18 protein-coding genes are annotated in these 26006 nt (G+C 46.6%); 4 read left to right on the top strand and 14 right to left on the bottom strand.

Annotated features, from left to right (window positions below; all coding sequences use genetic code 11):
- The first annotated feature begins 760 nt into the window (after positions 1 to 760).
- Positions 761 to 3901 (top strand): MFS transporter, encoded by a 3141-nt coding sequence (locus NDI33_RS19605; protein WP_190677929.1) that lies wholly within the window; start codon positions 761 to 763, stop codon positions 3899 to 3901.
- A gap of 68 nt (positions 3902 to 3969) precedes the next feature.
- On the opposite strand, the gene NDI33_RS19610 is transcribed toward NDI33_RS19605, so the two are convergent.
- The 3 genes from NDI33_RS19610 to NDI33_RS19620 all read right to left on the bottom strand — a co-directional run bounded on the left by NDI33_RS19610 (position 3970) and on the right by NDI33_RS19620 (position 7227).
- Positions 3970 to 4281, bottom strand: a complete 312-nt coding sequence (locus tag NDI33_RS19610; protein ID WP_190411315.1) for a chromosome segregation ATPase — start codon at positions 4279 to 4281, stop codon at positions 3970 to 3972.
- Between the two features lie 467 nt (positions 4282 to 4748).
- Positions 4749 to 6908: a tetratricopeptide repeat protein gene (locus NDI33_RS19615; protein ID WP_190677983.1), complete on the bottom strand. Its 2160-nt coding sequence runs from the start codon at positions 6906 to 6908 to the stop codon at positions 4749 to 4751.
- A 151-nt stretch (positions 6909 to 7059) separates the two neighbouring features.
- Positions 7060 to 7227 carry a hypothetical protein gene (locus NDI33_RS19620; protein ID WP_190536917.1) on the bottom strand — a complete coding sequence of 56 codons (168 nt, stop codon included), beginning with the start codon at positions 7225 to 7227 and terminating at the stop codon, positions 7060 to 7062.
- Positions 7228 to 7852: 625 nt separating this feature from the next.
- Here NDI33_RS19620 and NDI33_RS19625 point away from each other — a divergent pair.
- Together NDI33_RS19625 and NDI33_RS19630 are read left to right on the top strand one after the other, a co-directional pair.
- On the top strand, positions 7853 to 10561 hold the full coding sequence (locus NDI33_RS19625) for an RNA helicase (protein ID WP_190435553.1): 2709 nt from the start codon (positions 7853 to 7855) through the stop codon (positions 10559 to 10561).
- A gap of 224 nt (positions 10562 to 10785) precedes the next feature.
- Positions 10786 to 13530 carry a family 10 glycosylhydrolase gene (locus tag NDI33_RS19630; RefSeq protein WP_347275940.1) on the top strand — a complete coding sequence of 915 codons (2745 nt, stop codon included), beginning with the start codon at positions 10786 to 10788 and terminating at the stop codon, positions 13528 to 13530.
- 81 nt (positions 13531 to 13611) lie between these two features.
- Here the strand turns inward: NDI33_RS19630 and NDI33_RS19635 are convergent, their stop codons facing one another.
- The 10 genes from NDI33_RS19635 to NDI33_RS19680 all read right to left on the bottom strand — a co-directional run bounded on the left by NDI33_RS19635 (position 13612) and on the right by NDI33_RS19680 (position 22694).
- Entirely contained in the window at positions 13612 to 14001 is a 390-nt protein-coding gene (locus tag NDI33_RS19635) for a hypothetical protein (protein WP_190411312.1), read from the bottom strand.
- 220 nt (positions 14002 to 14221) lie between these two features.
- Complete coding sequence (locus tag NDI33_RS19640) at positions 14222 to 15340, bottom strand: HAMP domain-containing sensor histidine kinase (RefSeq protein WP_190677930.1); 1119 nt, start codon at positions 15338 to 15340, stop codon at positions 14222 to 14224.
- Positions 15340 to 16356 (bottom strand): adenylate/guanylate cyclase domain-containing protein, encoded by a 1017-nt coding sequence (locus NDI33_RS19645; RefSeq protein ID WP_190677934.1) that lies wholly within the window; start codon positions 16354 to 16356, stop codon positions 15340 to 15342. The genes NDI33_RS19640 and NDI33_RS19645 overlap by 1 nt, the downstream gene beginning before the upstream one ends.
- Entirely contained in the window at positions 16357 to 16854 is a 498-nt protein-coding gene (locus NDI33_RS19650; protein ID WP_190677937.1) for a Rab family GTPase, read from the bottom strand. It lies immediately after the preceding gene.
- Positions 16854 to 18635, bottom strand: a complete 1782-nt coding sequence (locus NDI33_RS19655) for an OmpA family protein (protein WP_190667014.1) — start codon at positions 18633 to 18635, stop codon at positions 16854 to 16856. The genes NDI33_RS19650 and NDI33_RS19655 overlap by 1 nt, the downstream gene beginning before the upstream one ends.
- Positions 18636 to 18761: 126 nt before the next feature.
- Entirely contained in the window at positions 18762 to 19385 is a 624-nt protein-coding gene (locus tag NDI33_RS19660) for an OmpH family outer membrane protein (protein ID WP_190677940.1), read from the bottom strand.
- Positions 19386 to 19813: 428 nt separating this feature from the next.
- On the bottom strand, positions 19814 to 20911 hold the full coding sequence (locus tag NDI33_RS19665) for a YihY/virulence factor BrkB family protein (protein WP_190677942.1): 1098 nt from the start codon (positions 20909 to 20911) through the stop codon (positions 19814 to 19816).
- Positions 20912 to 21010: 99 nt separating this feature from the next.
- Positions 21011 to 21697, bottom strand: a complete 687-nt coding sequence (gene rnc, locus NDI33_RS19670; RefSeq protein WP_190677944.1) for a ribonuclease III — start codon at positions 21695 to 21697, stop codon at positions 21011 to 21013.
- Positions 21698 to 21887: 190 nt separating this feature from the next.
- Complete coding sequence (locus NDI33_RS19675) at positions 21888 to 22145, bottom strand: hypothetical protein (RefSeq protein WP_190677947.1); 258 nt, start codon at positions 22143 to 22145, stop codon at positions 21888 to 21890.
- Positions 22146 to 22157: 12 nt separating this feature from the next.
- Positions 22158 to 22694, bottom strand: a complete 537-nt coding sequence (locus NDI33_RS19680; protein WP_348245658.1) for an NYN domain-containing protein — start codon at positions 22692 to 22694, stop codon at positions 22158 to 22160.
- Positions 22695 to 23177: 483 nt separating this feature from the next.
- Between NDI33_RS19680 and bchD the strand changes: the two genes are divergently transcribed.
- Positions 23178 to 25241, top strand: coding sequence for a magnesium chelatase ATPase subunit D (gene bchD, locus NDI33_RS19685; RefSeq protein ID WP_190677951.1), 2064 nt, complete (start codon positions 23178 to 23180; stop codon positions 25239 to 25241).
- A 152-nt stretch (positions 25242 to 25393) separates the two neighbouring features.
- Here bchD and NDI33_RS19690 read toward each other — a convergent pair whose 3' ends face one another.
- Complete coding sequence (locus NDI33_RS19690) at positions 25394 to 25972, bottom strand: TIGR04376 family protein (protein WP_190425136.1); 579 nt, start codon at positions 25970 to 25972, stop codon at positions 25394 to 25396.
- Positions 25973 to 26006: the final 34 nt, after the last annotated feature.

Genomic DNA, 26006 nt, shown 5'->3' on the forward strand with positions numbered 1-26006 from the left:
TTCTACTTAATGACCATATTGCATTTAAATTTGATATTTATGATAAGAATGAATCAAGCATTATAGTTCTAAAGATATGGAGAATATCTGTTACTTTTGCAAGCTCCGTTTGCACCTTCTCTCAAAAAAATCTCAGAAAATGGGCGGTTACTTCACGAATCAGAAACAATCCTGGAACAATGAATTCCTGGTGTTTTCTCAGATATTTAACGATTTTACACCGATAGGGGCTTGCATAAAAGCATCTGATATATTATTTTATTCGTTCAGTCTAAGCCCTGAGCTAAGTATCTCTAGCTTCTGATTCAGTTCCTAAAATTTGGATAGAAGATAAACTTTCATTAAAGGTTATTGCTCCACTCCTTAAGTTAAACTGTACGTCATGGTTTCGGAGCAGATCGCCTAGATAAAGGTGCTTATGGAAAGAAGCAGCAGCGTGTTTTAGGAAAAGGTCTGCAAATGTAGTTTTATTGCTCGCGGCTTACTCCCTTACTCTCTCCATCCTGCCACAGGTATACATTTCAGACCTCAGGAGGATGCTTTGTAGTGACCGATTCGACGATTCTGGCGTACAGAGAGGAGTTAGGCGATACATACAGAGTAACTACTTAAGTAGATGAGTACAAAGAAACCAGAAAGATAATCACTCGTTTTTTTGACAAACGGGTGTTTCAGAGTGTGGTCTTTTTTGCAGATTTTGACCACTCAACATACCTTAATTTATAATTTGCGCGGGATTTGCTTTGAGGAAGAAAATATCATGTTTGAGAGTACGGGAATACTCATGGGAATGTACAAAACCCTATTTTGGCTCGCTCAAGTTACACCAGTCGATCCAACGGTGAATACTCCAGAAGAAGCGGCACTTGTCTTTTCAGGGCCTCAATTTTTTGTAGCGCTGATTTCTGGGATAGTGTTAGCTTTTGCGTTGCAATTATTGTTAACCAACCTCTCAGTCGCCGCCGGGATCTCTTACTTGGGGCATCAATCAGATTCAGATTCCGATCGGGATGAATCTGGAAGTTTGGGAGGGACAATTCGCAAAATAGGGACAGCAGTCGGAATTTGGACGCTGGTGACAGTCACCATTGCGTTAGCGATCGCGTGTTTCCTGGCAGTGAAACTGAGCTTGATTAGCAGTGGCGGCTTGGGTGCCATTATCGGTCTGGTAATTTGGGCAACCTACTTCTGCCTGCTATTTTGGGTAAGTTCAACGACAGTGGGATCGTTAGTGGGTTCAGTTGTTAATACTGCAACCAGCGGCTTCCAAGCAATTGTCGGCACAGCAACCGCAGCAATCGGCGCACAAGCTGTGAATAATCAAGTTGTGTCAACCGCAGAGGCAGCAGCAGCAGCCGTGCGGCGAGAACTGGGATCGGGAATCGATCCTGCCAGCATCCGCGAGACGCTGGAGGATTATTTAGGGTCCTTGCGTCCCCCTGAACTCGATATACAAAAGATTCGGGGTGAATTTGAAAGATTGCTCAACGACCCGCAACTAAAAGCGATCGCTAACACCGATAATCTTCGTAACATCGACCGCCAAACATTTGTAAATTTGGTAAGCGATCGCACAGACCTTTCGAAACGAGACCTTAACCGCATCGTAGACCAACTCGAAGGCGTATGGCGGCAAGCCGTGGGATCGCGAGAACAACAAACCGATCGGATGGGCGAACTGCTCAACTATCTCAAGTCTGCACAACCGGGTCAAGTAAAGTCAGATGATATCAACGCCAAACTCGACCAGCTGATTGCAGAGACGCGCGACTCTAAAAAAGCCGATCAAAAAGCAGCCGACGACGCAGCTCCTGGTCCAATTCAGCTAAGCGTTCAACAGGGTTTAACGACCCTGATGGGATTAGCAATGGGACGCACGGATCTCTCAGATTTAGATGTGCAAACCATCTTAAGTTCCCTCTCGAAAGCTAAAGACAAAGTAACCGAGCAAACCGACAAACTAGCGACTCAAGCAGGAGTTAAACCAGAACTCCCCTACAGCACCATTCGAGCAGATGTAGACAACTACCTGCTCAACACGTACTCCTGGCAGATTACCCGACCAGGACTTAACCGGGAATTCAAAGAAGTCATCTACGACCCCCAAGGAGATCCGGGGACAATTCGCCGGGAATTGGAGCAACTAGACAAGTCATATTTTGCCAACCTGTTGCAACAACGGGGCGTCTTTACCCAAGACAAAATCAACGACATTTCCGATCAATTGGAAGGCATCCGGCAAGAAGTTTTGGTGACAGTGCGGGCAGCTGAAGAAGAAGAAAGGACGCAAGACCTGCGCCGCCGAGTTGAAGATTATATCCGAACAGCACCCAAGACAGAACTGAGCGCAGAAGGCGTTAACGACAATTTCAAAAAGGTGCTAGAAGACGCAGATGCTGACCATGACACCCTTGAGCGTCGTCTTGCTTTGTACGATCGCTATGCCTTGATGCAATTGCTGCGGGGACGCGAAGACATCGGCGAGACAGAAGCTGACGCGATCGCTACGAATTTAGAACAATCACGCGATCGGGTGCTGATCGAATCCCAAGCCCTCCGAGACCGAATTCAATCGGAAACCGAGGCAGTGTGGGTCAATTTAGAGTCCTATCTGCGGAACACTGGCAAAGACGAACTGAATCCTGAAGGCATCCAGCGAGATATCAAAACTCTCCTGAACGACCCGCAGGCAGGAATGTGGGCACTTCGGTCGAGAGCTTCTCGCTTTGACCGCGATACCTTAGTTCAGCTACTAAGTCAGCGACAAGACTTGAGCGAGGACCAGGTAAATCAAATCATCGATCAGGTGCAACATTCTTGGGGCAGCGTTGTCCAAGCACCGCAAATGGTCGTAGATAAAGCCAAAGAGCAGGTAGACAAAACTAGCACTGCTCTAGCAGATTACCTGCGGAACACTGGCAAAGACGAACTGAATCCTGAAGGCATCCAGCGGGATTTGACCAGGCTGCTCTCCGATCCCAGAGAAGGTGCGACGGCACTGCGGCAACGGCTATCTCAAGTAGACCGCGATACCCTAGTGAAGCTACTGAGCCAACGGCAAGACCTAAGCGAGGAGCAAGTAAATCAGGTCATCGATCAGGTGCAGGGGACGATCAAAAACATCGTCAGAGCGCCTCGTCGCCTTGCCACCCGGACGCAGGCACAAATCCAAGATTTCCAAAGCACGCTGCAAGACTACCTGCGGAATACTGGCAAAGACGAACTCAACCCAGAAGCAATTAAGCGCGATTTGCAGTTGTTGCTGCACGATCCGCGCACCGGAGTTGAGAGTCTGACCGATCGCCTATCTCACATCGACCGCGACACGATGATCTCTCTGCTGTCGCAACGGCAGGATATCTCTGAGGAAGAAGCTGCCCGAATTGTGGATCAAGTCCTCTCGGTACGCGATCAATTTGTGGAGCAAATTCGCAGCATTCAACGGCGAATTCAACAGACAATTGACGGGATTTTTGCCCAAATTCGCAACTACCTCAACTCGCTGGATCGCCCAGAACTCAACTATGACAGCATCAAGAAAGATGTTCGCAAGTTGTTTGACGATCCGCAAGCTGGGTTTGATGCGTTGCGCGATCGCCTCTCCCATTTCGATCGCAATACTCTGGTTGCTATCATGTCTTCCCGCGAGGATATCTCCGAGGAAGATGCTAACCGGCTCGTCGATCAAATTGAAGGCGCACGCAACAGCGTCCTGCAACGGGTGGATCGCCTCCAACAGGAAGCGCAACGCCGCTTAGACGAAGTGAAGTATCAAGCGCAGCGGCAAGCGGAAGAAACTCGCAAAGCTGCTGCCTCTGCCGCTTGGTGGCTGTTTGGTACGGCAACTGTGTCTGGAATCGTTTCCGCGATCGCTGGCGCTTTAGCCGTTTCCGGTCGTTAAAGTTACCGATTTTCTCCGCTAATCCATAAACGTAGGGGCAGGATTGTTTTCCTGCCCCTACTGCTTTTTTATAAGCCCAACATCCGGTTAACTTGCTCGGAAGTTAAAGGTTTAGGCGAAATTTTGGGATCGTAGTCTAGCTGTCGCAAGCGATCGCGTAGAGCTTTGAAACTCGTTGTTTCCAGCAATACCAAATTCTGATATACAGATTCTTTTGGCATTTCCACTCTTAAAATCACATCTTGTAGTTTCTCTTGTTCTATCGCGTGTAAAATTTGCTTGCAAAATAATTCACGCTTCGACACCTGAGTTAATGTCACTAAATACCAATTTCTTTGGACAGGAACATTCGGTGAATCATCTTGAGGTATGTTCTGCACGGTATAGATTTAGGGATATTGGGTGACGGCAAATTGATGGAGGGAGCGCTAGGGACACGGCATGGCAGTGCCCCCGCTAAGAAGAATAAACTGGCTTCCACCATTCATAAAAATGGTTTCAATTAGCTTTAGGCAATTAATAACTCATTAAAACTTTTGAAAGTCATTATTAACAAGTCAGTAACTAATTCAGCTTCCAGAAAATCTTTCATAGGTTCATTCCCCACAATAGTGTAGCAGGAGTCTGGGAAAGCTTCATTTTCTTCAATATCTTGGAATAAATGAAAATAATTTTTCGTTAGCAAGATCGCGATTTTGCTTTAGATTCCAAGCTCTAGCACTGCTAAATGATTTCCAAAGAAGAAATCCCCAACTTCTCTTGAAGTCGAGGATCTGAAGGGCTAACGTCTCACAGCTCGAATAGGATTGCGATTTCTCCGGAAGCAGATTGATTCAGTGCATGGGAATTACAACCGTCGCAGTAATTCTGGCAACAGCTTACCTGGAACCTTGGAAAGGGCGAGATTTTGACCTTGTAAGCCACGTTCGCGGAAAAATGCCCGGATTGTCTGCACAACATAAGACAAAGTGGATTCGTAGGCATCAGGTTGAGCGCTAAAGCCCCGCAATGCTTGCAAATGGTTGTGTAACGCTGCCTCTAGATGCTCTAACAGCGAACCCTGAGCCAAAGCGAACTGCTTATCCGTCGCCATCTGGTAGTGAGCCAGCCCCAAATTATTGTAGGTGGCAGAGGCATCAAACGTAACCGGGACTGGGGGAGTGTTTTGGCTCAGCCGGTGGACAAGCGCGATCGCAGTTTCATAGGCTGTAATACACGACTGCAAATATTCCTGTCGCGCCTCCACCTTAGTTTCTACCTGGCTTGCCAAATGCCAGTAAGCCGTACCCAAATTATTCTGCGTCGCCGCGCAAGCTGCCGGGACTACATCTGGCGTCCGATATTTTAGTCCATTCAAGTAAGCATCGATAGCAAGTTTTAAATAGGTTGCGGGTTGTTCGTACTGGGCGAGATTCCAGTAGGCGGTGCCGATGTTGTTTTGCAGCATTGCCCAGCTAAGCGACTCTTGCTCCGGATTGTAATACAACAGCGCTTCTGTATAAGATGCGATCGCTTGTTGCAAGTTTGTCACCGGCTGCTGCTGCTGCGCTAAATGCCAGTAAGCTGTACCTAAATTATTATGCGTCGCCGCATATTTGAGCGGCTCCATCTGGGAAGGACGATAGCGCAAAGCTTCCTGATAAGCGCCAATCGAGTATTGCAAGTTCTCGGCAGCATCTCGATAACGAGCCACTTCTCCGTATGCCGCCCCCAAATTATTTTGAATCATGGCATAGGTGTGGGGCGCTTCATCGGGATTGAAGGTGGTTAAAGCGGTTTGATACGCTTGAATCCCTTGCTCCAGATAGACAAGCATCTCCTCGACTTTGCTTGGATAGCGAGCTAGCATCCAGTAGAGATTGCCCAAGTCATTAAGGGTATCCGGTACCAGCGGCGAATCTGCCTCTAGCCAACTCAATGCCTGTTCGTAAGCTTGGATGGCAACGATCAGGTTTTCTTGCGAGGTATTTGATTGTTCGAGTTCAATCAGATCGCGGTAATGATTCCCCAGCCTCAGATAAGCTTCAGCAAGTGCCTCTGGCGGACAGGATTGCTGCTGTAGTTGAGCAATTTCCTGCAACGATTGTACCTGAGGCAAATTCTCAATCGCCCGATGAGGGACTTCATGATGGGAAGGATGAATGGATGCTAATTCATCACTCTTTTCTTCTGATTCTTGTAGGGGAGAAGCAGTGATTGGCGAATCTGTCGCCGGATGCTGAGATTCCTCTCCCGGAGGCGTCGTTTCTACCTCTTCCTTGCCAGAACCATTGTCTGAAACCGACTTTTCCGAACGGGTTTCGCCATATTTCGCGAAGTCACGGTTCAGAATGTGCCACAGATTTTCTTGGGGTACTGCCGTCTCTTGCTCAGCCGCTTGTTCGCGGGGCGCTGAGAATTGTAGAGACGGATACCACGTCTCTTCTGATACAGGCGTGGGTTCCCCTTCAAACTCAAATAAGCCGGTGTGACACCGCCAAAACTCAGGTGCCGACTGCTGAATCGCCCGGAACCAAGGGCGAGGCATCCACAGCAACAAGCTAGATTCTAAGCGCGGCAAACTGCGCTCAATTCCCCTGAGAGAGCGCAGAAATAATCCCTGTACCGTTGCTGGCTGCTTGGTTAATAGTTCCACCCCCAAAATTTGAAATCCGGGTGGGTTGTTGTCAGGGGGTGGGTGTTTGGCTAACCAGCGATTGATCTGAGCGATGGGATGCGGCTGGCTCAAGTTTAAGTTCAGGCTAACCAGTCGGGGGTAGCCTTGGAAGGAGCCAGGATTCGGCAGGAAAGACGAATGAGTGCGATTGGACTTGTTTCTTCTTCCGTCTTCCGAAATCGCCAATTCTGCGTGTAATCGGGCAGCCAGACGATTTCTCAAGGTGAGGTCGTCGCATACCGCCACAAAAATTTGGCGACGCAAACCAAGACTTAGCGCCTGTTTCAATCGCTGATAGATGATCCGGTTTCCATCGGAAATTTTTCGGTGAGCGGTATCCGTCACCGTCATGCTGGCAGGGTAGTGTCCGTTGGCTTGTGGCACCGACGTTTAGGAAGGATAAATAAGGGACTGAGGGCTGTTTGGGGGGGTTTGGAACCCGCCCATTCGGACTGGGTACTAGAAAACCAATTCAGTTAGTTAGCAGGAGAACCGAATTCAACTATGTCATTTTGTCGGTGTCATTTTGTCGGTTGGGGGCGTGGAGGGGTGAGGTACGAAACCCAACACGGCAAATTGACTGCTGAATCAGTACCGATAAAAATTCTTGCCTATCATCTTGAATCCGACTTCTGCCTTTTTTGAGAAGTGGATACCCATTTCTTCCCATTCCAGTTGCCTGGGTCAGGATTAAACGCAGCTTTTATCTATCTGCCAAAAGGATGATTTTAGATTTCATCTTTTTGAGCGATCGCGATTTCGCATAACTTAATGATTGAGAGGCTTTTCAGCAGGTCTTTAAAAAACCTCAAATTTGCCAGTGAAAGCAGAAGAAAGATTTAGGTAGAAATAGACAGGTATTCGCAATTATTAGGGTTTTTTAAAGAAATTTTTCCAAAAAATTTAGTTATATTATTTATTATAGTGACAATTGCTCTATTATTCTGCCGCTACGAATAAAGTTGAAGTTTCGTAAAGCGGTTTCAAGTGACTTGAGAGACTAGCTTCGGGAAATGGCACCTAGAAAAGCAAATAGCGTCACGATTCTCAGGGCAAGCGTCATGATCGAAATCGATAAGTCGAGAATCTGGTGCATCCCGCCGATTGGGTGCTAATTTGCACTGAAAGGAATTCCCTAAAAAAATAGCGATGTGCCATCATTGGGAGTCATTGAATACCGCGTCCCTAGAGCCATTGTTAAGATAATTTATTCCTGGGAAGTCCTTTAGAATTAAAGGAAGCACAAGAAGACAGTTGATGGCGAGATTTGGCTGAATTCTGTTTGCAATTTTTTAATGGAACTATTTGACCGTACCGTGCCCACTACCATACCAGAGCTAGACCTCAAGACCTTATTTCCCTTTGAACTGGATCGGTTTCAGCAGGAAGCGATCGCTGCGTTAAATGCCGATTGCTCGGTCGTTGTGTGTGCCCCTACCGGGTCGGGAAAAACGCTGATTGGGGAATACGCCATTTACCGCGCCCTGAGTCGCGGCAAGCGGGTATTTTACACTACACCCCTGAAAGCGCTATCTAACCAGAAATTACGGGACTTCCGCGATCGCTTTGGGGCTGACCGGGTAGGGTTATTGACCGGCGATACGTCCATCAACCGGGATGCTCCAGTCTTAGTGATGACCACGGAAATTTTCCGGAATATGCTCTATGGCACCCGCATCGGCGAAGTCGGTACCTCCCTGACGGGTGTAGAAGCCGTGGTGCTAGATGAATGCCACTACATGAACGACCGACAGCGGGGCACGGTTTGGGAAGAATCCATTATTTATTGTCCCCACGAAATTCAGCTGGTCGCGCTTTCGGCAACGGTCGCCAACAGCGATCAACTCACTGACTGGTTAAATCGGGTTCATGGCCCCACCAAGCTGATTTACTCCGATTTTCGTCCCGTTCCCTTGCAGTTTCACTTCTGCAATCCCAAAGGACTGTTTCCCCTCCTTGATGACTCGCAAAAAAAAATAAATCCGCGACTCAAGCCCAAGCGCCCACAAACTAAAGAAAAAGGCAAAAAGCAAGACAGCCCAAGTTTAGTTTATGTCCTGAGCCATCTCTGGAAACGGGATATGCTGCCAGCAATTTACTTTATCTTCAGCCGCCGGGGTTGTGACAAGGCGGTGGATGAATTGCGGGAAGTGACGCTGGTAAACGAACAAGAAGCAAAACTTTTAAAACAGAAAGTTGAAGCATTTTTAGCCCACAATCCAGAAGCAGCGCGTAGCGGCGGGGTTGAACCGTTGCTGCGCGGGATTTCCTCTCACCACGCCGGAATTTTGCCAGCATGGAAAGGTTTGGTCGAAGAACTGTTTCAAGAGGGCTTGGTAAAAGTGGTATTTGCCACCGAAACCTTAGCTGCGGGGATTAATATGCCTGCGCGAACAACCGTAGTTTCTAGCCTTTCCAAACGTACCGACCGGGGACACCGACTGCTGACGCCCAGCGAATTTATGCAAATGTCGGGTCGCGCCGGACGTCGGGGTATGGACACCACGGGTCATGTAGTGACCTTGCAGACGCCTTTTGAAGGCTCAAAGGAAGCGGCTTATTTGGCAACCAACGGGCCTGACCCACTGGTGAGCCAGTTTACCCCCAGCTACGGCATGGTTTTGAACTTGCTGCAAACTCATAGTCTGGAAGAAGCGAGAGAGTTAGTAGAACGCAGCTTCGGGCAGTATTTGGCGACTGTGCATCTCGAACCCACTCGGAAAGCGATCGCTGACTTATCCGAGGAACTGGCAAAAATCGAAGCGGATCTGGCATCAGTAGACGATAAGAGCTTGCAACAGTATGAAAAGCTTCAGGAACGTCTTAGAGAAGAACGCCGATTACTGAAAATTTTACAAACCCAAGCCGAAGCCGAGCGATCGCGAGAAATTGCGATGGCGATCGCTTCTGTAGAACCCGGTACGTTGTTGAGTTTAAAAGGGAAACACATTCCGGTGTCTTCTCCTGTACCCGCTGTCTTAGTCACCAAAACACGCGGTTCCGGTCAATCGCCCTACCTAATTTGCTTAGGTGCAGATAACCGCTGGTATGTAGTCACCGCTGCCGATGTCGTCGCTTGCAGCCAATTACCCCGCGTGTCCAATGTTAAATCCGTACAGCCCCCGCCGGAAATGCCGATAAAACCCGGTCATTGCAAGAAGGGCACCGAATCCACAGAGGTCATTGCCCGTCAAATTGGCTGGGCTTGTCGGAACGACGCTTGCGGACGTCCGGATGCGGATCTCGAAGAAGATACCGCCCCAGAAGTGGTCGCGCAACAGCAGCAAGTAGCCGCAGTGGAAGCGCAACTGCAAAATCACCCTGCCCATCAATGGGGCAATCCCGCCGCCCTCCTCAAGCGCCAGCAGCGCCGAGAGGGATTACTAGACCAAATTTCCCAGCTTCAGAGCTTGTTCCAAGACAGCCTGGCACGCCACTGGGAAGAATTTATGGACTTGATTGAAATTTTGCAACGCATGGGCGGGCTAGAGGGCGTGATGCCGACACCCCTAGGAGAAGCCGCTGCTGCGATTCGGGGTGACAACGAGCTGTGGATGGCTTTAGCCCTGATGTCGGGTAAACTCGACGAGTTAGATCCCCACCACTTAGCCGCTGCTTGTGCCTCCTTTGTGACCGAAACGATGCGACCGGATAGCTGGACGCACTACGATGCACCGGCTGAGATGGACGAAGCTTTGGGAGGTTTGCGGGGCTTGCGGCGCAACCTCTTCCAACTACAGCGGCGGTATCGCGTAGCGCTACCAGTCTGGATGGAATATGACTTAACCGGTTTGGTGGAACAGTGGGCGTTGGGCGTTCAATGGGATCAACTCTGCTCCAACACCAGCTTAGATGAAGGGGATGTCGTCCGAGTATTGCGACGGACGGTGGATTTCTTATCTCAAATTCCTCATGTGCCTCACATTTCAGATTCGTTACAGCGCAATGCCTATCGGGCAATTCATCTAATTGACCGCTTTCCAGTGAACGAAGTCGTTGCTTAGAACCAGCGGTTCGCTGTCAAAAGGTCATTGTGATTTGTCCTTAGCCATTCGTGATTAGTTTGTTGCGACTAACTGAGGTCGTTGCTTAGAATGAGCGATTAGCCCTTGGCTGTTAAAAGAAGTCATTGGTGATTCGTCATGAGTCGTTAGTTTGTGGGTAATGACTGATAACTGATGGCTAAGGATGAAAAGCTAATCGCTAACAGCTATTTCAGGAGCAGCTTGTGTTGAGGAGTGGTTTTGGTTTGAAGCGGGAATGCCAGGGAAAGGAAAAATCTCAGGCTTGGAATTGGGTATTTTTAGTTGTAAATTTTTCCTGTTTATTTTTTAGTTCTTTTCCTGCCAGTGCTGCACCGGGTGTACTGGGAGTGGTGAAAACTCAGGACAATGCTAACCAATGGGAGGGGATTACAACCCGCCTGGGACTAAGTGGTGTTGCCTACTGTGTGGTGGATTTACAACAAGTCCGGCAGGCGGCAGATTTAGCCGGGACGCAGGTTTTATTTTTACCGAATGTTGAAACCCTAAGTGCCGTACAGGTACAAGCAATCCAAGAATGGATGGGTAAAGGCGGGCGAGCGATCGCTACTGGGCCTTTAGGCACGCTTTCCCAAGCGAATGTGCGATCGCAATTGCGATCGCTCTTTGGCGCTTACTGGGGATTCGGCTTACAAAGCCCCTCCACCTTGGCACCCGCACCCGCTAAAAATCAGGGCTGGGTGCAACAGAACGGACTTGCCGGAACCGCCCAAGGGGGTGTAATCATTCCCGCCGGATTGACCAGTCAAACCGCTGCTGTCTGGAAGTCGGTTGAAAATCCGCCGGCGGTCGTAACCACCGATCGCTCGGTCTTTCTGGGCTGGCGTTGGGGTGTCGATACTGCCTCTAGCCCAAACCTGGATAGCGCATGGTTGCGGGCATCCCTGAACCGCTACGGGGGAGTGAGAACAGCCAAAAATGCACCAACCAATGCGCCCCAGCAGTGTTCCTCCCCAGCCGGAACCACTGCGGCTGCCACACCACGCCCGCCAAACGGGCAGCCAAATTCAACGAATTCCGTTTCTCCAGGGACTGCGGCAGGTGGGACGCCTGCCGCTTCCCGCACCCAGTCGGGAACCCCTATCCTTTTCCCTCCTGCCCCAGCAACCCAAGCCGCAGACGTCAACGCCGATGGTTTAGTGGCTCCACCTGGACTCGAAGTAAAACCAAGCTCCCAGCTCATCACAGCCGGACAAGCAACCGCCATGCGCCAGGAGTTGGAAGCGCTCATCGGACGCTTTGAGAGTGCAATCTTAACTGCCAACGCCACGAATAAGGTGGGAACGGCAAACGGAAATAATTCCTCAACCCAAACCAAGCTCATCGCTCAAACTTCTTCACGCTCTAATCAGGAATCAGCCCTCAAAACTGCCCGGACAGGGTTGCAACAATTTCTTCAGCTAGTTGCCCAAAAAGACTACAGCGCTGCCCGACAGCAATGGCTCCAGGCGCGACGAACTCTCTGGGACAACTATCCCACCGACCGACCCCAAGGACAGTCAGAAATTCGGGCGATGTGGTTAGATCGGGGTACCATTGTCAGCGCTGGTTCGGAGCAAAAATTAGCAAAAATTTTCGACCGACTAGCAGCGGCAGGGTTTAACACGGTCTTTTTTGAAACAGTCAATGCGGGATATCCCATTTATCCCAGTCGCGTCGCTCAGATTCAGAATCCCTTGGTACGCGGCTGGGACCCCCTAGCTAGCGCAGTCAAACTCGCTCATGAGCGCGGCATGGAGTTGCACGCCTGGGTGTGGATTTTCGCCGTCGGCAACCAGCGTCATAACACCTTAGTCAAGCTTCCGAAAGAGTATCCCGGCCCGGTACTCGATCTGCATCCCACCTGGGCAGGCTACGATAACCGGGGGCGTTTATTCCACTTGGGTTCGGGAAAAACGTTTCTCGATCCGGCGAATCCGGAGGTACGGCGCTACTTAATACAGATGTTGGGGGAAATTGCCACAAACTATCAAGTGGATGGCATTCAGTTCGATTACATTCGCTATCCTTTTCAAGATCCCCGTGCGGGTTATGCTTTTGGCTACGGTACAGCGGCTCGTCAGCAATTTCAGCAGTTACACGGGGTCGATCCGGCAAAGATTTCGCCGAAAGACCGCAATTTATGGCAAAAGTGGACGCAATTTCGCACTAATGCCATCAACAGTTTTGTAGCAGATGCATCGAGAAGCCTACGCGCCTTAAAACCAAACCTGATTGTGTCAGCGGCAGTGTTTCCTTTTCCTGAAACTGAGCGCTTGCAAAAACTACAACAACATTGGGAAGTCTGGGCGCAGCGCGGAGATGTAGATTTGCTGGTGCCGATGACTTACGCTTTAGATACTAACAAACTCCAGAGTTTGGCACAGCCTTTACTTACTCAGGCTCTACTGGGTTCAACTCTAGTTTTGCCCTCGATTCGTTTACTGAATCTGCCAGATGTTGTGGCAATCGATCAAATACAAGCGCTGCGGAATTTTCCTGCCAGCGGTTACGCTCTATTTGCCGCCGAAAATCTCAACGAAAATCTGCAAGGAATCTTCCGCCGCACTCAGGGGAGGGAAATAAAATCATCCACAGAACCGCTGCCTTATCGCCAACCTTTCCTAGCCGCTGCGACTCGTTACGCGGCACTCCAAAAAGAATGGGATTTTCTTTTAGAAACTAACCAGTTTGGGATTAAGGAACCAGCACTCTCGGAATGGCGCAAACAATCAGAGACTCTCTCAAATACGCTCAATCAGCTGGCTGCGAATCCTTCTGCGAATAACCTGGCAAAGGCGAAAATTTCACTCCAGGCTTTTAAATTTCAGTTCAATCAATGGATGAAACGGGAAGGTATAGAGCAGCCCTACCAAATTCAAGTTTGGGATAACCGTTTGGCAACTTTGGAAAGGCTACTGCGCTATGGCGAGCGAGGAATTAAGAATTAAAGATTCAAAAATAGGTGTAAAAAGCGATATATTGCCTATTTCTGAACTTATTTCCCATCCCAAGAAACGCTCAACCGTCTGTTATCGAGTGACTTGGAATGTTCCAAAAATCACTGTCATAATTAGTGCAACAGCAACAAAGAAGACCGCTATCAATATCAGCCAGTATTGGAGTGTATAAAGTTTTCTAAGTTCCCCAAGGGCACCAATCAAATTTTCCATATCGCTTCCCTGAGTATCGACAATAAGCTGGAAAGAAGAGGCTGCTTTACTTGTCCATAAACCAATGAAGATTTGAACAACGCCAGTGATAATGCCGCCAATTTCACCTTTTGCGATACTGACAATCCCATCTATAACCAGAAGCACCCCTAAAGCGATCAGAAAGTAGCTAACAAAGCGCATTTTCTGAGCAAGATCCCGAATCAGCTGGTTCTGCGTCTGGTCAAATTCGTACACTCGACTGTCCATTTTACGCTTTCTCCCGCACGAGCTCACTCAGATTTTACGATATTGCTGCCAGATTGAAATCACTTTGAGTGCAAAAAACTAAGAGCGATCGCTTTTTACCGTAACCAATACTACATAGGTACGTGTCAATCAACGTAGGCTTTTGATAGTTCGTGGTTCATAGCAATGAACCATCCAACTTCTCCGCCCGAAAAATTTTGTAGATAGTTAAAATCCAAGTCTATGATTGCACAATGGGTCTAGGGAGCCGAAACCAAAATCGGGAACCTCGTTCACTACGGGGTGAATAACCAATACTGCCACCCCAGCGTTCAACCGTAATCCGACAAAAATAAAGTCCTAAACCGGCTTTGCCAGCTTTCTCTGTACCTTGAGAAAATTTTTGAAACAAATTTTTTGAAAGCTCCGGCGGTACACCAAAACCCTCATCGTCCACACTCACCAAAATAAATTCTCCATCTTCTTTGAGATTAACTGTCACAGTAGAACCAGATGGACTATGTCTAAGAGCATTTTCTACTAAGTTAAAAAGAACTCTCTCCAAACGCGAGTTTTCCCCAACTACCTTCCAATCTTTCGAGCTATTAATGTCAACAGCCAATTGCAACTGCATTTTATGGAATGTAAAAGTTGGTAATAAAGCATCCACCACTTCCACTGCACAAATCATTGCATCTGGAGCGTGAGCAGGATCGAGTGAAAAAGCCTCTAGTGATTTTACCTCGGCAGAAAATGCCTTCAATATTTCCTGAATCAACATCTCTTGCTTGGTACATTGCTTCCTCCCAATTTCTAGGCGTTCTCTGCCTTTTGGTGTCAAATTGTCTAAAGCAAGAAGTGCAAAGCAGCAGTTAAGTCCCGTTAGTTGTCCTGCTATGTCGTGTACAAAGCAGTGAAGTAAAATTTCTTTTTTTTGTATTTCTTTAATAAGATGTTGATAAGTTAGATTATTTTGTCTAGCTTTCTGGATCAGAGACTGTTTTTCTTCATAAGCAAATCCCAAACACTCAATCAAGAGTATTTTCTTATCTTCCAGACAAACGGCTGATGCCTCTAGATGGCATTCGTTTCCCAATACATTTATCTCTGTCCAAAGCCCCGATCTTAGAGGTTCTGTACCCTTTGTCGCCCAGAAATCTTCAGCATCAATGAGAAAATTGTCTAGAAAAGGAAATTGCTGACCCAAATTTAATCTATCCGGTTCCTGCGTAGTATTTACATGGAAATTATTAAACCAATCCGGCATCGTCCCAACTATTGTAAAAAATCCATTATCCAGGCGTTCTAAAATTACAATATTCAGGGCGGCAAAAAGCTCGTTTGTAATAGATTCTTTCATTATTTTACCAGGCAAGAATAAGTTCGTATAGGTTCAACAATTCCTTTCAATAGAAGGAAATTTTCTAAAAATTTTTTTTTCATCTCATCAAGCTCTTGAAATGTATTTTCGTCGATGAGAATCTCGCTGGGACGTGCCTGACTTTCCAAGCAAGCTGCTAAATTAACATAGTAGCCAATAGCAGTGAACATTCTGCTACCTTTGCTACCCAAAATACCGAAAGTAACGGGCCCCGAAGCGATACCAATAGCGATTTCGAGAGTTAAACCAAGCTCGCCTTTCCTCGCTTCACCTATCTCTGCAATGGCCTCAATTATGTCTCGTGCAGCTTTTATTGCCTGATTTTTAGGACATCCCGTTGAGGCAATAACCCCGAAGAAAGCCGTTATTACATCTCCAGTTATTTTATTGACTATCCCAGCTTCATCAATAAGTATCTGTATCATAATAGGGATACATAAATTTAATGTTTTAAAAACCACTTCGGGAGGGTTATTTTCACTGTAAGAAGTGAGTCCACAAATATGGATGGAAAGAATAGTAACATCCCGTCGTTCTCCTCTGTCTTGAAAGGTTAGAACTGCTTGTGGCAATTGGGTAATGTCCTTTCCAAAATATTGATTTAATATTTTCCAGTGTTCCTCTCGCAAAAGGTTCAATTCGTTTCCTTGTTGTTGCATCAGACGGTGCTGGCTTTCTTCCAAAGTTGCATCTAATAGCAATACCCAGTCTCTCTCTTCTCCAGGTACAAGATGGACATCTGCGGAAAGTCCATATTCCGTTTTCATGCAAGGGATACAGATAGGAGAACCGTTCAGGGGAAAAAGACCTTCTAGAAAAAAGACTTGTTTCCCGATATATTCTCCTTTTTGCAAATCATTCACTCCATAGGCTTCCAGTTTCCCACCCCAATCTGACAAGCGACCATCTTTTTCTACCAGAAGATAGGCTGGAGAACGATTTTCAACAGCCAAAGTGTGAATATAATTCAGAATTGGCGAAGGGAGGTCAAGCATCTATGCCTCTATCATTTTCTTCGCAAGCGTTAGAAAAGCTTCTTCTACACCTAAACCTGTTTTTGCGCTGCTTTTAACGACTAGCCAACCTCTTTCTACTATTTCGTCCATTGCCGTATCATCAATATCCCATTCCTCCGTCAAATCCCATTTGTTGAGTACCAAAATGAAGGGAAGGGTGCCAATCGTATCTTCTACTCTTTTTTGAAGTGTAAAAGCTTTATCTAAGGTAGTACGGCGGGTTCCATCAGCTACCAGGAAATAGCCTGACGAACCCCGCAGGTAGGACATCCGAACTTTTTGAAATTCGTCTTCTCCATAAAGATCCCAAAGAATGAGATTTAATTCTTTCCCTCCAAGATTGAGTGATTTTTTATCAATTTTTACTCCAACAGTTGTTTGATAAGTATCAGAGTAAATACTTTTAACAAAACGTGAGACTAAACTCGTTTTTCCGGTGGCGAATGCACCCACCATACACATTTTTTTCTGGATCATTACTGAGTTATTTCTCTCCCGGAGGTATCAGTTATTTTTACCTTGAAAGAGACGCTGCGATTCAATGATCGATCCTGTTGGGTCGTTTCTTTATCCAAAATTTCTTTTGTGCCTACACCCACCGCAGAAAGATTGGTTTTCTTTATTCCTTGCGAAACTAGAGTAGAAAGGATGGCATCGGCACGCCCTTGGCTTAGGATCATATTTCTCTGCTCTGAGCCTATTTTGTTAGCGTGTCCTAAAATTTCAATTTGGACATTTTTACCTAAATAAGGCGCGGCATTTGTAAGTTTTTTAACTTCTTTTATAAGGTTTTCTATCATGATCTCCTGGTCAGGTTCAAGTTGTGTACTTCCCTCTGTAAAAAAGAGTAACTGCTTTTCGATCTTGTTTTCACTAAGCTCAAGTTCTTTAAGCTCCATCTCAATAAGGTTTTTTTCGTCAAATTTATTAATTCCGGGAATTGCTCGCACCAGTTTTCTGGTTTCAATAATCCATTGATAAGGAGCAGAACCTTCAGCACGAAGAGTGCCCTTTTCATCAACGATTAAAGATACAGTTGCCGGAGGTTGAAGCAAGTCTTTCGCTCTAATTTCAGTAAATTTTGGATAAAAAGATAAGTAAGGCTCCCAGCGGCTAATAACTATTTTGGGATTAATATTTGATTCTTTCATGATCTTGATTGGATCTGCCGCCAAAGGATCTCGAAGTCCGGAAATAAAATATTTTCCCCGACGTTTCTCGGAAGTAACTACGGTCATTCCTGGCTGGGCATTTAATTTTTCCAAATACGCTGTCCATCGCTGTTTCTCTGTGAAGTCAAAAAAGAACCAGCTACCCAAAGCTATTAATATAGAGCTTAATAAAATCCATAGAACAGGAGAAGGTTTTGTCTTTTTGGGTTGATACTGGGCCTGAAAGCAATCTTCAAGATAAAGCGTGCTGCCTTCAAAGGGAGCAGTATCTCCCTCAAACGAATTAAATTTTTGGTCGTATTTGAGGTGAATTTTTTCTATTACTTCTTGGAAAACTAACTTAAATTCTTTGGGTGCATTTCCCCGGATAATCCCTGCTAATATTGCCTGCGGACCAGGTTCAATCCAGATAGTGAGTTCGCCAAACTGCAACGTTTCTAGGGAATCGCCGGTTTGTACGCTAAAAGAGTCTTGGACAAAATCCCGGATCGCTGTTAACATCGCTGAAACTAAGTCTGCATCCTGAGCGGCTACGTTTGGCGCTACTACGTGCTGAAGTAACAATCCAGTTTTTTTATGAATCAAAAAAACTTGTTCAACTCGATAGAGAAGAGTGCGGAGAAGAACAACTTCGGCAAATGATTTTCCTGTCTGTAAAGCTTCCAATCTCCACTTAAAGCCTTGTGGAGACAAGCTGTGTTCAACAGTTTGATTGAGGGACTGGACTGTAGTTTCCAGAGCTGTAGCGATCGCTTTGCGCGTGGCAGGGCCGATTACGGGGAAAATTGCCTCTGACAGGATATTCAGGTCTTTTGTGACCGATAAATGAATCGCTTCTTCAACCGTTGGCACGATTGCTTCGCTTAGCTGCTTATCTCGCATTGTCCGTAGGATAATCGCCTCTGGAAGCAGTTGGCTGATATCCTCTGCATGAATATTGGGATTATTTAGTCGCTCATGCAGTTTATCAAGTTCGCTTTGCTCAAAACCAAGAAGCAAACTCCGAAGTTCTGAGAGATCCTCGTTCGTTGAAAGATTATTTTCTGGAGTATTGCTAGATAAATCATGGGTAGAAGAGTCAGCCATTGCTCAAATCCCCCTATTCACAACTAAATTATTATGCCGACATCAGATGAGGGAGCTAGAGCGATTTAGTAGTCTATGGACGGATAATTTTGGATTCCCCCCTTAAAAATCTCTTTTGTAGAAAAATTATTCATTTCGAGAAATTCCCGGTTGAGTGTTAAGTCTCATTGCTAGTTCTGCAAACAGAGATGCCAGAGTTGAACGGTCTGTTTTATCCTTACGAAGTTCTTGGGCTTCTCGTTCAAGCGCAGCCAAAAGTTCTTCATATTTTTGCCTAATCTCATCGTCCAAATTTTTAGATTGTTCTAAAATCTGCTGACGTAACTCTCGCTCTTTCGTTGTAGTTTGTTCATCCAGTTGCGCGAGCTTCTTTTCCAAAGAACCAATCAAGTTTTTTAATTCCTGAGAAAGCCCTTTTACTGATTCGTCTCGTTCTGATTGCTCAGTTTTTAATCGGTCAGTTATAGATTCAAGTTCTTTTCGGAGGTAGTTTTCAATATTATCTAAACGTTTTCTCGTGTCATCGCGTAAGTTAGTGGATTCTTTCACTAAACGTTCTTCCAAACGAGCAAACCTTTTTTCGTATTCTCGCGTCTGATTCCCAAAAAGAATATCTCTGACTTTATCGAGATTTCCACTTTCTGTCCCATTTACACTAGGAAGCGAGGAATCACTTTTAGACTTAATTGGATTTGTTTGAGCGGATTCCAATTCTATATAATTGATGGAATTTTCTTCCAAAGAACTCATAAATTTAATCCTTTATTAAAGAGACTTATTGTTGTCTTATCTTCTTGTTTTTTAGGCAAGGAAGAAGTGGTTTATGGCGGCAAACCAGTAAATCGAGTTGTCTTCTAGAGCGCAAAAACCTCGCTTTTCGTACATTAAGACTTTACCCTAAAGGTCAGCGTCAGTAAATGCAAGGGCTAAAAGGACTGCCAGAAGTATAAAAAAATCTATATTGCAAAGAACGGAAGGCTAGCCTTTTGCATCTTCCGTTACCATTTCCGTAAGGGGTGGACAAGGCACAAGCTAAAGTTGTTTCTGCCTTTACTGCTATCTTGCCTAAGAAAGTCAATACTTATGAGAAACTTGTAACAAACCAAAACATATATTGATAGCCTCTGCGCCCTAAGAAAACTCACCTAATAAATCTCTGCAAAATTCCTCAGAATACATCATTTTTGTTTGTTCTTCTTCCCCTTGGCTCCCACTAGAGATGCAAAGCCTTGGTAAACGCCAATCATTAAGGCGAGGACTGTTACCATCGGGTGTCTGGACTTTGGCGGATTTACCCGTTGTATGGTGCTGGTAGAGGTTCCAGAGGAGCGATCGCCTTGGTCTTGTGCGGCAGCGGCTTTGATGTCGTCAGTGCGCGGTATTCCCTGCTTTGCCCTCGCTTCTTCACTAAGGGGTACGGCATTCTTAGAGGGGACAATTCGAGAGCCGTACTTGTTGGCATAGACTTGAGTAAATTCGGCACCAAAAAAGAGAATCTGGGCGGAATAATTCACCCACAACAGCAGCACCACAAAGGAGCCAGCTGCGCCGTAGGTTGAGCCGACGCTGCCATTGCCAAGATACAACCCCAGTAAGTACTTACCAATGGTAAATAGTAAAGAGGTGATGGCGGCACCGATCCAAACGTCACCCCAGGCAATTTTGGCATCTGGCAAAATTCTAAACATCAACGCGAACAGCACCGTCACGACGCCGAAGGAGATGAAAAAGTTTAGGGCTTGCAGGAAGGGCAAACCGGGTATCAAGTGGCCCAAATAGTCGCCTACTGATGTCAAGCCGGCACTCAAGATCAACGAAACTAAGAGCAAAAAGCCGATGCCCAGTACCATTGCAAAGGACAAAAATCGGTCTTTGATAAAGCCTTTGATGCCGCGTCCAGGCTTGGGGGCGACTTCCCAGATGGTGTTGAGTGAATCTTGCAGCTGACCAAAAACGCCGGAGGCACCGAACAGGAGGAGACCAACGCTAATCAGAGTGGCAATTGTGCCTTCCTCTGCCTTGCGAGAATTTTGGATCATCTCTTGGACAGCTTCAGCACCCTGCTTGCCTAGCAATTCTCGAAGTTGCGTAACAATTCCCCCCTCAGCGGCTTCTTGCCCAAATACCAAAGCCGCGATCGCGATCGCAATAATAACTAGCGGTGCCAAAGAAAACACGGTGTAATACGCCAGCGCCGCCGCTAACCGCGATGCCTTATCTTCTTGCCACTCCGCAAATGTGTCTTTAAGCAGTCCTACTATATCTTTTGGCTTCATAACTAACTTCTAGCCTGCACTACCACTCTTCTTTGAGTTTGCAGCGCCTTGTCAAGAAGTTAAAAGACCCGAAAGTTAGAGTTTCTCCAGAATTCCAGCTTACATCAGCCCTCGTTTTTTCAGTTTGGACAGTGCATCTTCAGCAGCAGCTTTCTCAGCATCTTTTTTGCTGCGTCCTTTACCTTCCCCGTAGGCTTTATCGCCCACAAGCACTGTGGCGATGAACTCTGGGGCGTGGGGTGTTCCGCCTGCTTGTTTGGTGACATATTTCGGTGGTGTTGAGCCAAGGTCAGGATTTGCTTGCACCCATTGTTGAAACCGATTTTTCGAGTCCACCTTGGAGAGAGACACTACAATATCCTCCGGAACGGAATCAAATAGTGGTTCTACAAAATCGCGGACTTTCTCAACATCTAAATTGTTATCTAGATAATAAGCGCCGACGATGGCTTCAAAGGTACTGCTGAGTAAATTTGGATTATAGTAGCCTCCCTCACGAATGGCACCTTGACCTAACCGCATTTTGAAGTTTAAATTTATCTCGGTAGCGAACTTTGCTAGCTGCTTTTCATCTACCAGCGCGGAACGCCTACGAGTCATTTGGTCTTCTCCCATTTGTGGGTGACGACGATAGAGATATTCGCCACTTAAGAAAGTTAGCAAAGCGTCACCCAAAAATTCTAGACGTTCGTTGTTTTCGCACTCTCCGGGATTTTCATTGGCATAAGAACGGTGTGTAAGCGCATGAAGCAAGAGTTTTTCATTCTGAAAATTTGGAAATTCCATTTTGATTGCTCCTAGTTTTGGGTAAATTAATTGCATGGAAATATCAGTACAAGTCATTGATGGCTATTAACTAGGTGAACACGAAAAAACCGCTCAATAGCGGTTTTTGGATAAACCCAGTTTCTATATCAAACCGAGTTTTTGATAAGTAGCGATCGCTTGATTATCTAGCTTTTAGCAATCTGCTTAACTATACTAACAACATTTCTTCATTTTGCAATTTGATTTTCCCCTCTTTTTCAACAGCAGCAACAAATTTTTTGAAGCGTCTAAATTTCGTACCGTCAGGTTTACAAATAGTGGAACCCCCTTTATAGTTGGGAAAACACTGACTGTGACTCATCAGGCTAGCAATGATGGAATATGTTGTACGCTTACCTTTGCTGACCGCAGTTTTGATAGCTTCAATAAGGCAGTCAACAGCATCATCGTAGTTGATATCAGACAACTTGCCATCTTTCTAAATCACAGCCTTGTTGCGAACTAAGTTAGGTAACTCGTCTAAAAAGTAAATTTCATCAGCAACAATTTTTAGGCTTAGCTTCACATTGCCTTGTCGAGCGACAACTATCGCCTTTTTACTCAACTTTTTCTGATTCAAAACTAAGTATTTGAAATCCCCATCTCCTGATACAATAATAGCCACATCGGGAGGTTGGTTGCCGTGAATATCTTCAAGATAGTCAGCCATCAATTGATTATCAGCACTATTTTTTAAAGGACAAGGAACATCAATACCAGCAAAACCAAGGTTTTCTAGATTTTCTTTGTCATAAGCCATGTTTATGCACTTTGAATTGTAGTAAACCTTTGCACTTATCAAATGTCCTTGCAAATTGGCAAAACTTACCAATAACTTTGCATTTCTTTCTGTGAAGGGGACGTTTTGAGAATCCCAATAAATCGAAACTAAGGGTTCTTGATTGTTTGTTTTTATTTGGGAAGAGCCAAGAATACTTGTCATTTTGATACGTCCAAATACTAAGTTAATGGACATCCAAAAATCGTGCATTTAGCTTTAGCAAAAAGCCGCTTATAGGGATTTAATAAAGATAAAATAAACCCCAAATAAGTTAATAGCCTAATCAACTTTTCTGCTTGGGAATTATTGAATTTGCAGTCTCAGGTGTAGGGTTTTTCGCCTCTTAACAAGCGGTCAATCAATCACTTGATTGAACATTAAGCCGGATATTTTGTCATTTTCCCGAAATTTTGGTCGTTAAATTGACCTAATATCAGACTGAATGTTCAACCAAATGATTGATTGAGACGCTCAGCAAGAGACTAAAAACCCTGCACCTGAGACAGCATTCAAAACTCCGCGATTTTTAATGCGTAATTTTTTTCTGCCTGCGTTGAATGTAACATCAGCAAAAATTGGATGTCAAGAGTAATTGGGTTGATTTGAAGCGTAGGACTTAGTTGAAGGCGACAAACTTTGCGCTATGCTGAAAAATTGGACTTGCATCGCTTTAAAAATATGCCTGCATCTGTAGCTAACCCCGCCTTCCCCCTTGCTGCTGTTGTGGGGCAAGAAGCAATAAAAATGGCGCTGCTATTGGCAGCAATTGATCCCGGACTGGGAGGGGTAGCGATCGCGGGTCGTCGCGGGACTGCTAAATCGGTCATGGCACGCGCCTTGCACTCTCTCCTGCCCCCCATTGAAGTCATCAAAGGATCGATTAGCAATTGCGACCCCGATTCTCCCAGCGAGTGGGATGACAAATTATTGGTAGAAGCGAATGCCCAGCCGGATGCTCCGATTGACGCTCAAGTGATTCCGGCTCCATTCGTGCAAATTCCTTTGGGAATCACAGAAGATCGACTGCTGGGTTCTGTGGATGTCGAGCAATCCGTTAAACAGGGGGACACGATATTTCAGCCTGGGTTACTGGCGACAGCACACCGGGGTGTCCTCTATGTAGACGAAATTAATCTACTTGATGAGCAAATTGCTAACCAACTGCTGACTGTTTTATCTGAAGGACGTAACCAGATTGAGCGGGAAGGGATTAGCTTTCAGCATCCTTGTAAGCCTTTATTTATTGCCACTTACAACCCAGAAGAAGGACCACTGCGAGAACATTTGCTCGACAGAATTGCGATCGCGCTTTCCGCTGATGGTGTCCTCGGCTTAGATGAACGAGTGCAAGCAGTAGAACAAGCACTCGCCTACGCCAAATCCCCAGAAAAATTTCTAGAACAGTACACCGAAGACATCGACAACCTGAAAACTCAGATCGTCTTGGCGCGGGAATGGCTGAAGGATGTTCGCATCACCCGCGAGCAAATTGCTTATCTAGTTGATGAAGCAATTCGAGGCGGAGTGCAGGGACATCGAGCCGAACTCTTTGCGGTGCGAGTTGCCAAGGCGGCTGCTGCTTTAGAGGGACGCACTAATGTGACGGCGGAAGACTTGCGCCGTGCCGTGGAATTGGTGATCGTGCCCCGCGCTACAGTCGTGCAGACACCACCAGAAGAAACCCCACCGCCACCGCCCCCACCGCCACCGCCCCAAGACGAATCTCAGCAAGAGCAAGATGAGCCGGATGAGAAGGATGAAGAGGAACCGGAAGAACCCCAAGAGGATCAGTCGAGTATTCCGGAAGAATTTGTCTTCGATCCAGAGGGTGTCATCCTCGACCCTACCGTGCTTTACTTTGCTCAAATGGCGCAACGTCACGGCAAGTCGGGCAGTCGCAGTCTCATCATTTCAGAAGATCGAGGGCGCTACGTCAAGCCAATGTTGCCGAAAGGCAAGGTGCGGCGAATTGCCGTTGATGCAACGCTCAGAGCCGCTGCACCCTACCAAAAGGCTCGGCGGGAGCGAAACGATGCCGCGATCGCTCAATCTCCACTGGGTCAGGGAGGACAAAGAGGAGATCGGCGGGTATTCGTCGAACAGGGGGATGTTCGCTCCAAACGCTTAGTCCGTAAAGCCGGAGCGCTCGTCGTTTTCGTTGTCGATGCCTCTGGCTCAATGGCGCTCAACCGAATGCAGTCAGCCAAGGGTGCAGTGATGCGCCTGCTGACGGAAGCCTATCAGAACCGCGACCAAGTGGCGTTAATTCCCTTCCGGGGAGAACAAGCCGATGTGCTGCTACCGCCAACCCGTTCGATTGCCTTAGCGCGGCGGCGTCTGGAGCTATTGCCTTGTGGCGGCGGCTCCCCTCTGGCTCATGGTTTGACTCAGGCAGTGCGCGTCGGGATGAATGCTCAGATGTCTGGAGATATTGGTCAGGTGGTGATTGTGGCGATTACCGATGGACGGGGCAATATTCCTTTAGCTCGTTCTTTGGGCGAACCGATACAGGAAGGGGAAAAGCCCGATATTAAAGCTGAATTGTTGGATATTGCTTCTAGAATTCGCGCTTTGGGGATTCAGTTGTTAGTGATTGATACGGAAAATAAATTTATTTCCACTGGCTTCGCGAAGGAATTAGCAAAGCAATCAGGGGGAAAATATTATCACTTACCCAAGGCAACGGAGCAAGCGATCGCTGGAGTGACCAGAGGCGCGATCGCAGATATGAAATCTCGCTAGTACAAAAATCTCTAGGAACCCCACCCCCAACCCCTCCCCGCAAGCGGGGAGGAGCGCTGAAGCCGCAGGCGATAGCGGGGTGGGGTTCTTTTATTACGGGTAATCAACCAGAGTTAATATCACTTCTACCCATTACCCATCTCAAAAACTCTTCACCGCCCAATATTTCGCTTCAACTGCTCAAGCTCGTCGTCCGCTTCCCAGTGCTTAAATTTAGCCTCTAATGGATCGGGACCACTGTTGATTGGGCGGTGGTAATTCTGATTCCAGCCAACCGTCTCCGCACGCTGCTGAGCTTGAGAACTTGTACGCGCTGCTTGCGCCTGAACAGCTTTGGTATGGACTTCCTGGCGGCGAACTTGAATTTGACGCTGTAGCTGTTTTGCTTGCTCGCTTCGCTGTTTAATCCCTTGCATCTGTCCCCAAAGTTGATTACCTTGACGTAGCAGGGCTGCTTCTCGCTCTTGGGCAGGCTGGACTAAATCGAACCTGTTGGCAGCTTTTGCCTTTTCAATCCGGACATGCCATCGCTGAATTTCTTGAGCGGTTGAGAGGATTTCATCTTGTAATTTTTTCTCTTGCAGTTGCAGGTCTGCAATCAGCTTAAGGGCATCATCTTCTTGTTCCCGTAGCTGCTCCTCTAGCGCCTGTAATTCCAAATGAGGATTATTCCGCAAGAATTCTTCTAATCGGGTTTCTAAAAACCGGCTGAAATCGTCAAATAGACCCACTGCAAGAACTCCCACTACAGGTTTGTCACCATGT

Origin of the sequence: Trichocoleus sp. DQ-A1, from assembly GCF_039961955.1 — a bacterium.
In the GTDB taxonomy this organism is placed as follows: Bacteria; Cyanobacteriota; Cyanobacteriia; order Cyanobacteriales; family FACHB-T130; genus FACHB-T130.

Coding starts and splice junctions, on each gene's coding strand:
- NDI33_RS19650 (WP_190677937.1), bottom strand. CDS start 16,854: ATGATCCAGAAAAAAATGTGTATGGTGGGTGCATTCGCCACCGGAAAA.
- NDI33_RS19645 (WP_190677934.1), bottom strand. CDS start 16,356: ATGCTTGACCTCCCTTCGCCAATTCTGAATTATATTCACACTTTGGCT.
- NDI33_RS19605 (WP_190677929.1), top strand. CDS start 761: ATGTTTGAGAGTACGGGAATACTCATGGGAATGTACAAAACCCTATTT.
- NDI33_RS19640 (WP_190677930.1), bottom strand. CDS start 15,340: ATGAAAGAATCTATTACAAACGAGCTTTTTGCCGCCCTGAATATTGTA.
- NDI33_RS19615 (WP_190677983.1), bottom strand. CDS start 6,908: ATGACGGTGACGGATACCGCTCACCGAAAAATTTCCGATGGAAACCGG.
- bchD (WP_190677951.1), top strand. CDS start 23,178: ATGCCTGCATCTGTAGCTAACCCCGCCTTCCCCCTTGCTGCTGTTGTG.
- NDI33_RS19665 (WP_190677942.1), bottom strand. CDS start 20,911: ATGAAGCCAAAAGATATAGTAGGACTGCTTAAAGACACATTTGCGGAG.
- NDI33_RS19620 (WP_190536917.1), bottom strand. CDS start 7,227: ATGGGAAGAAATGGGTATCCACTTCTCAAAAAAGGCAGAAGTCGGATT.
- NDI33_RS19660 (WP_190677940.1), bottom strand. CDS start 19,385: ATGAGTTCTTTGGAAGAAAATTCCATCAATTATATAGAATTGGAATCC.
- NDI33_RS19680 (WP_348245658.1), bottom strand. CDS start 22,694: ATGTCCATTAACTTAGTATTTGGACGTATCAAAATGACAAGTATTCTT.
- NDI33_RS19625 (WP_190435553.1), top strand. CDS start 7,853: ATGGAACTATTTGACCGTACCGTGCCCACTACCATACCAGAGCTAGAC.
- NDI33_RS19635 (WP_190411312.1), bottom strand. CDS start 14,001: ATGGACAGTCGAGTGTACGAATTTGACCAGACGCAGAACCAGCTGATT.
- rnc (WP_190677944.1), bottom strand. CDS start 21,697: ATGGAATTTCCAAATTTTCAGAATGAAAAACTCTTGCTTCATGCGCTT.
- NDI33_RS19655 (WP_190667014.1), bottom strand. CDS start 18,635: ATGGCTGACTCTTCTACCCATGATTTATCTAGCAATACTCCAGAAAAT.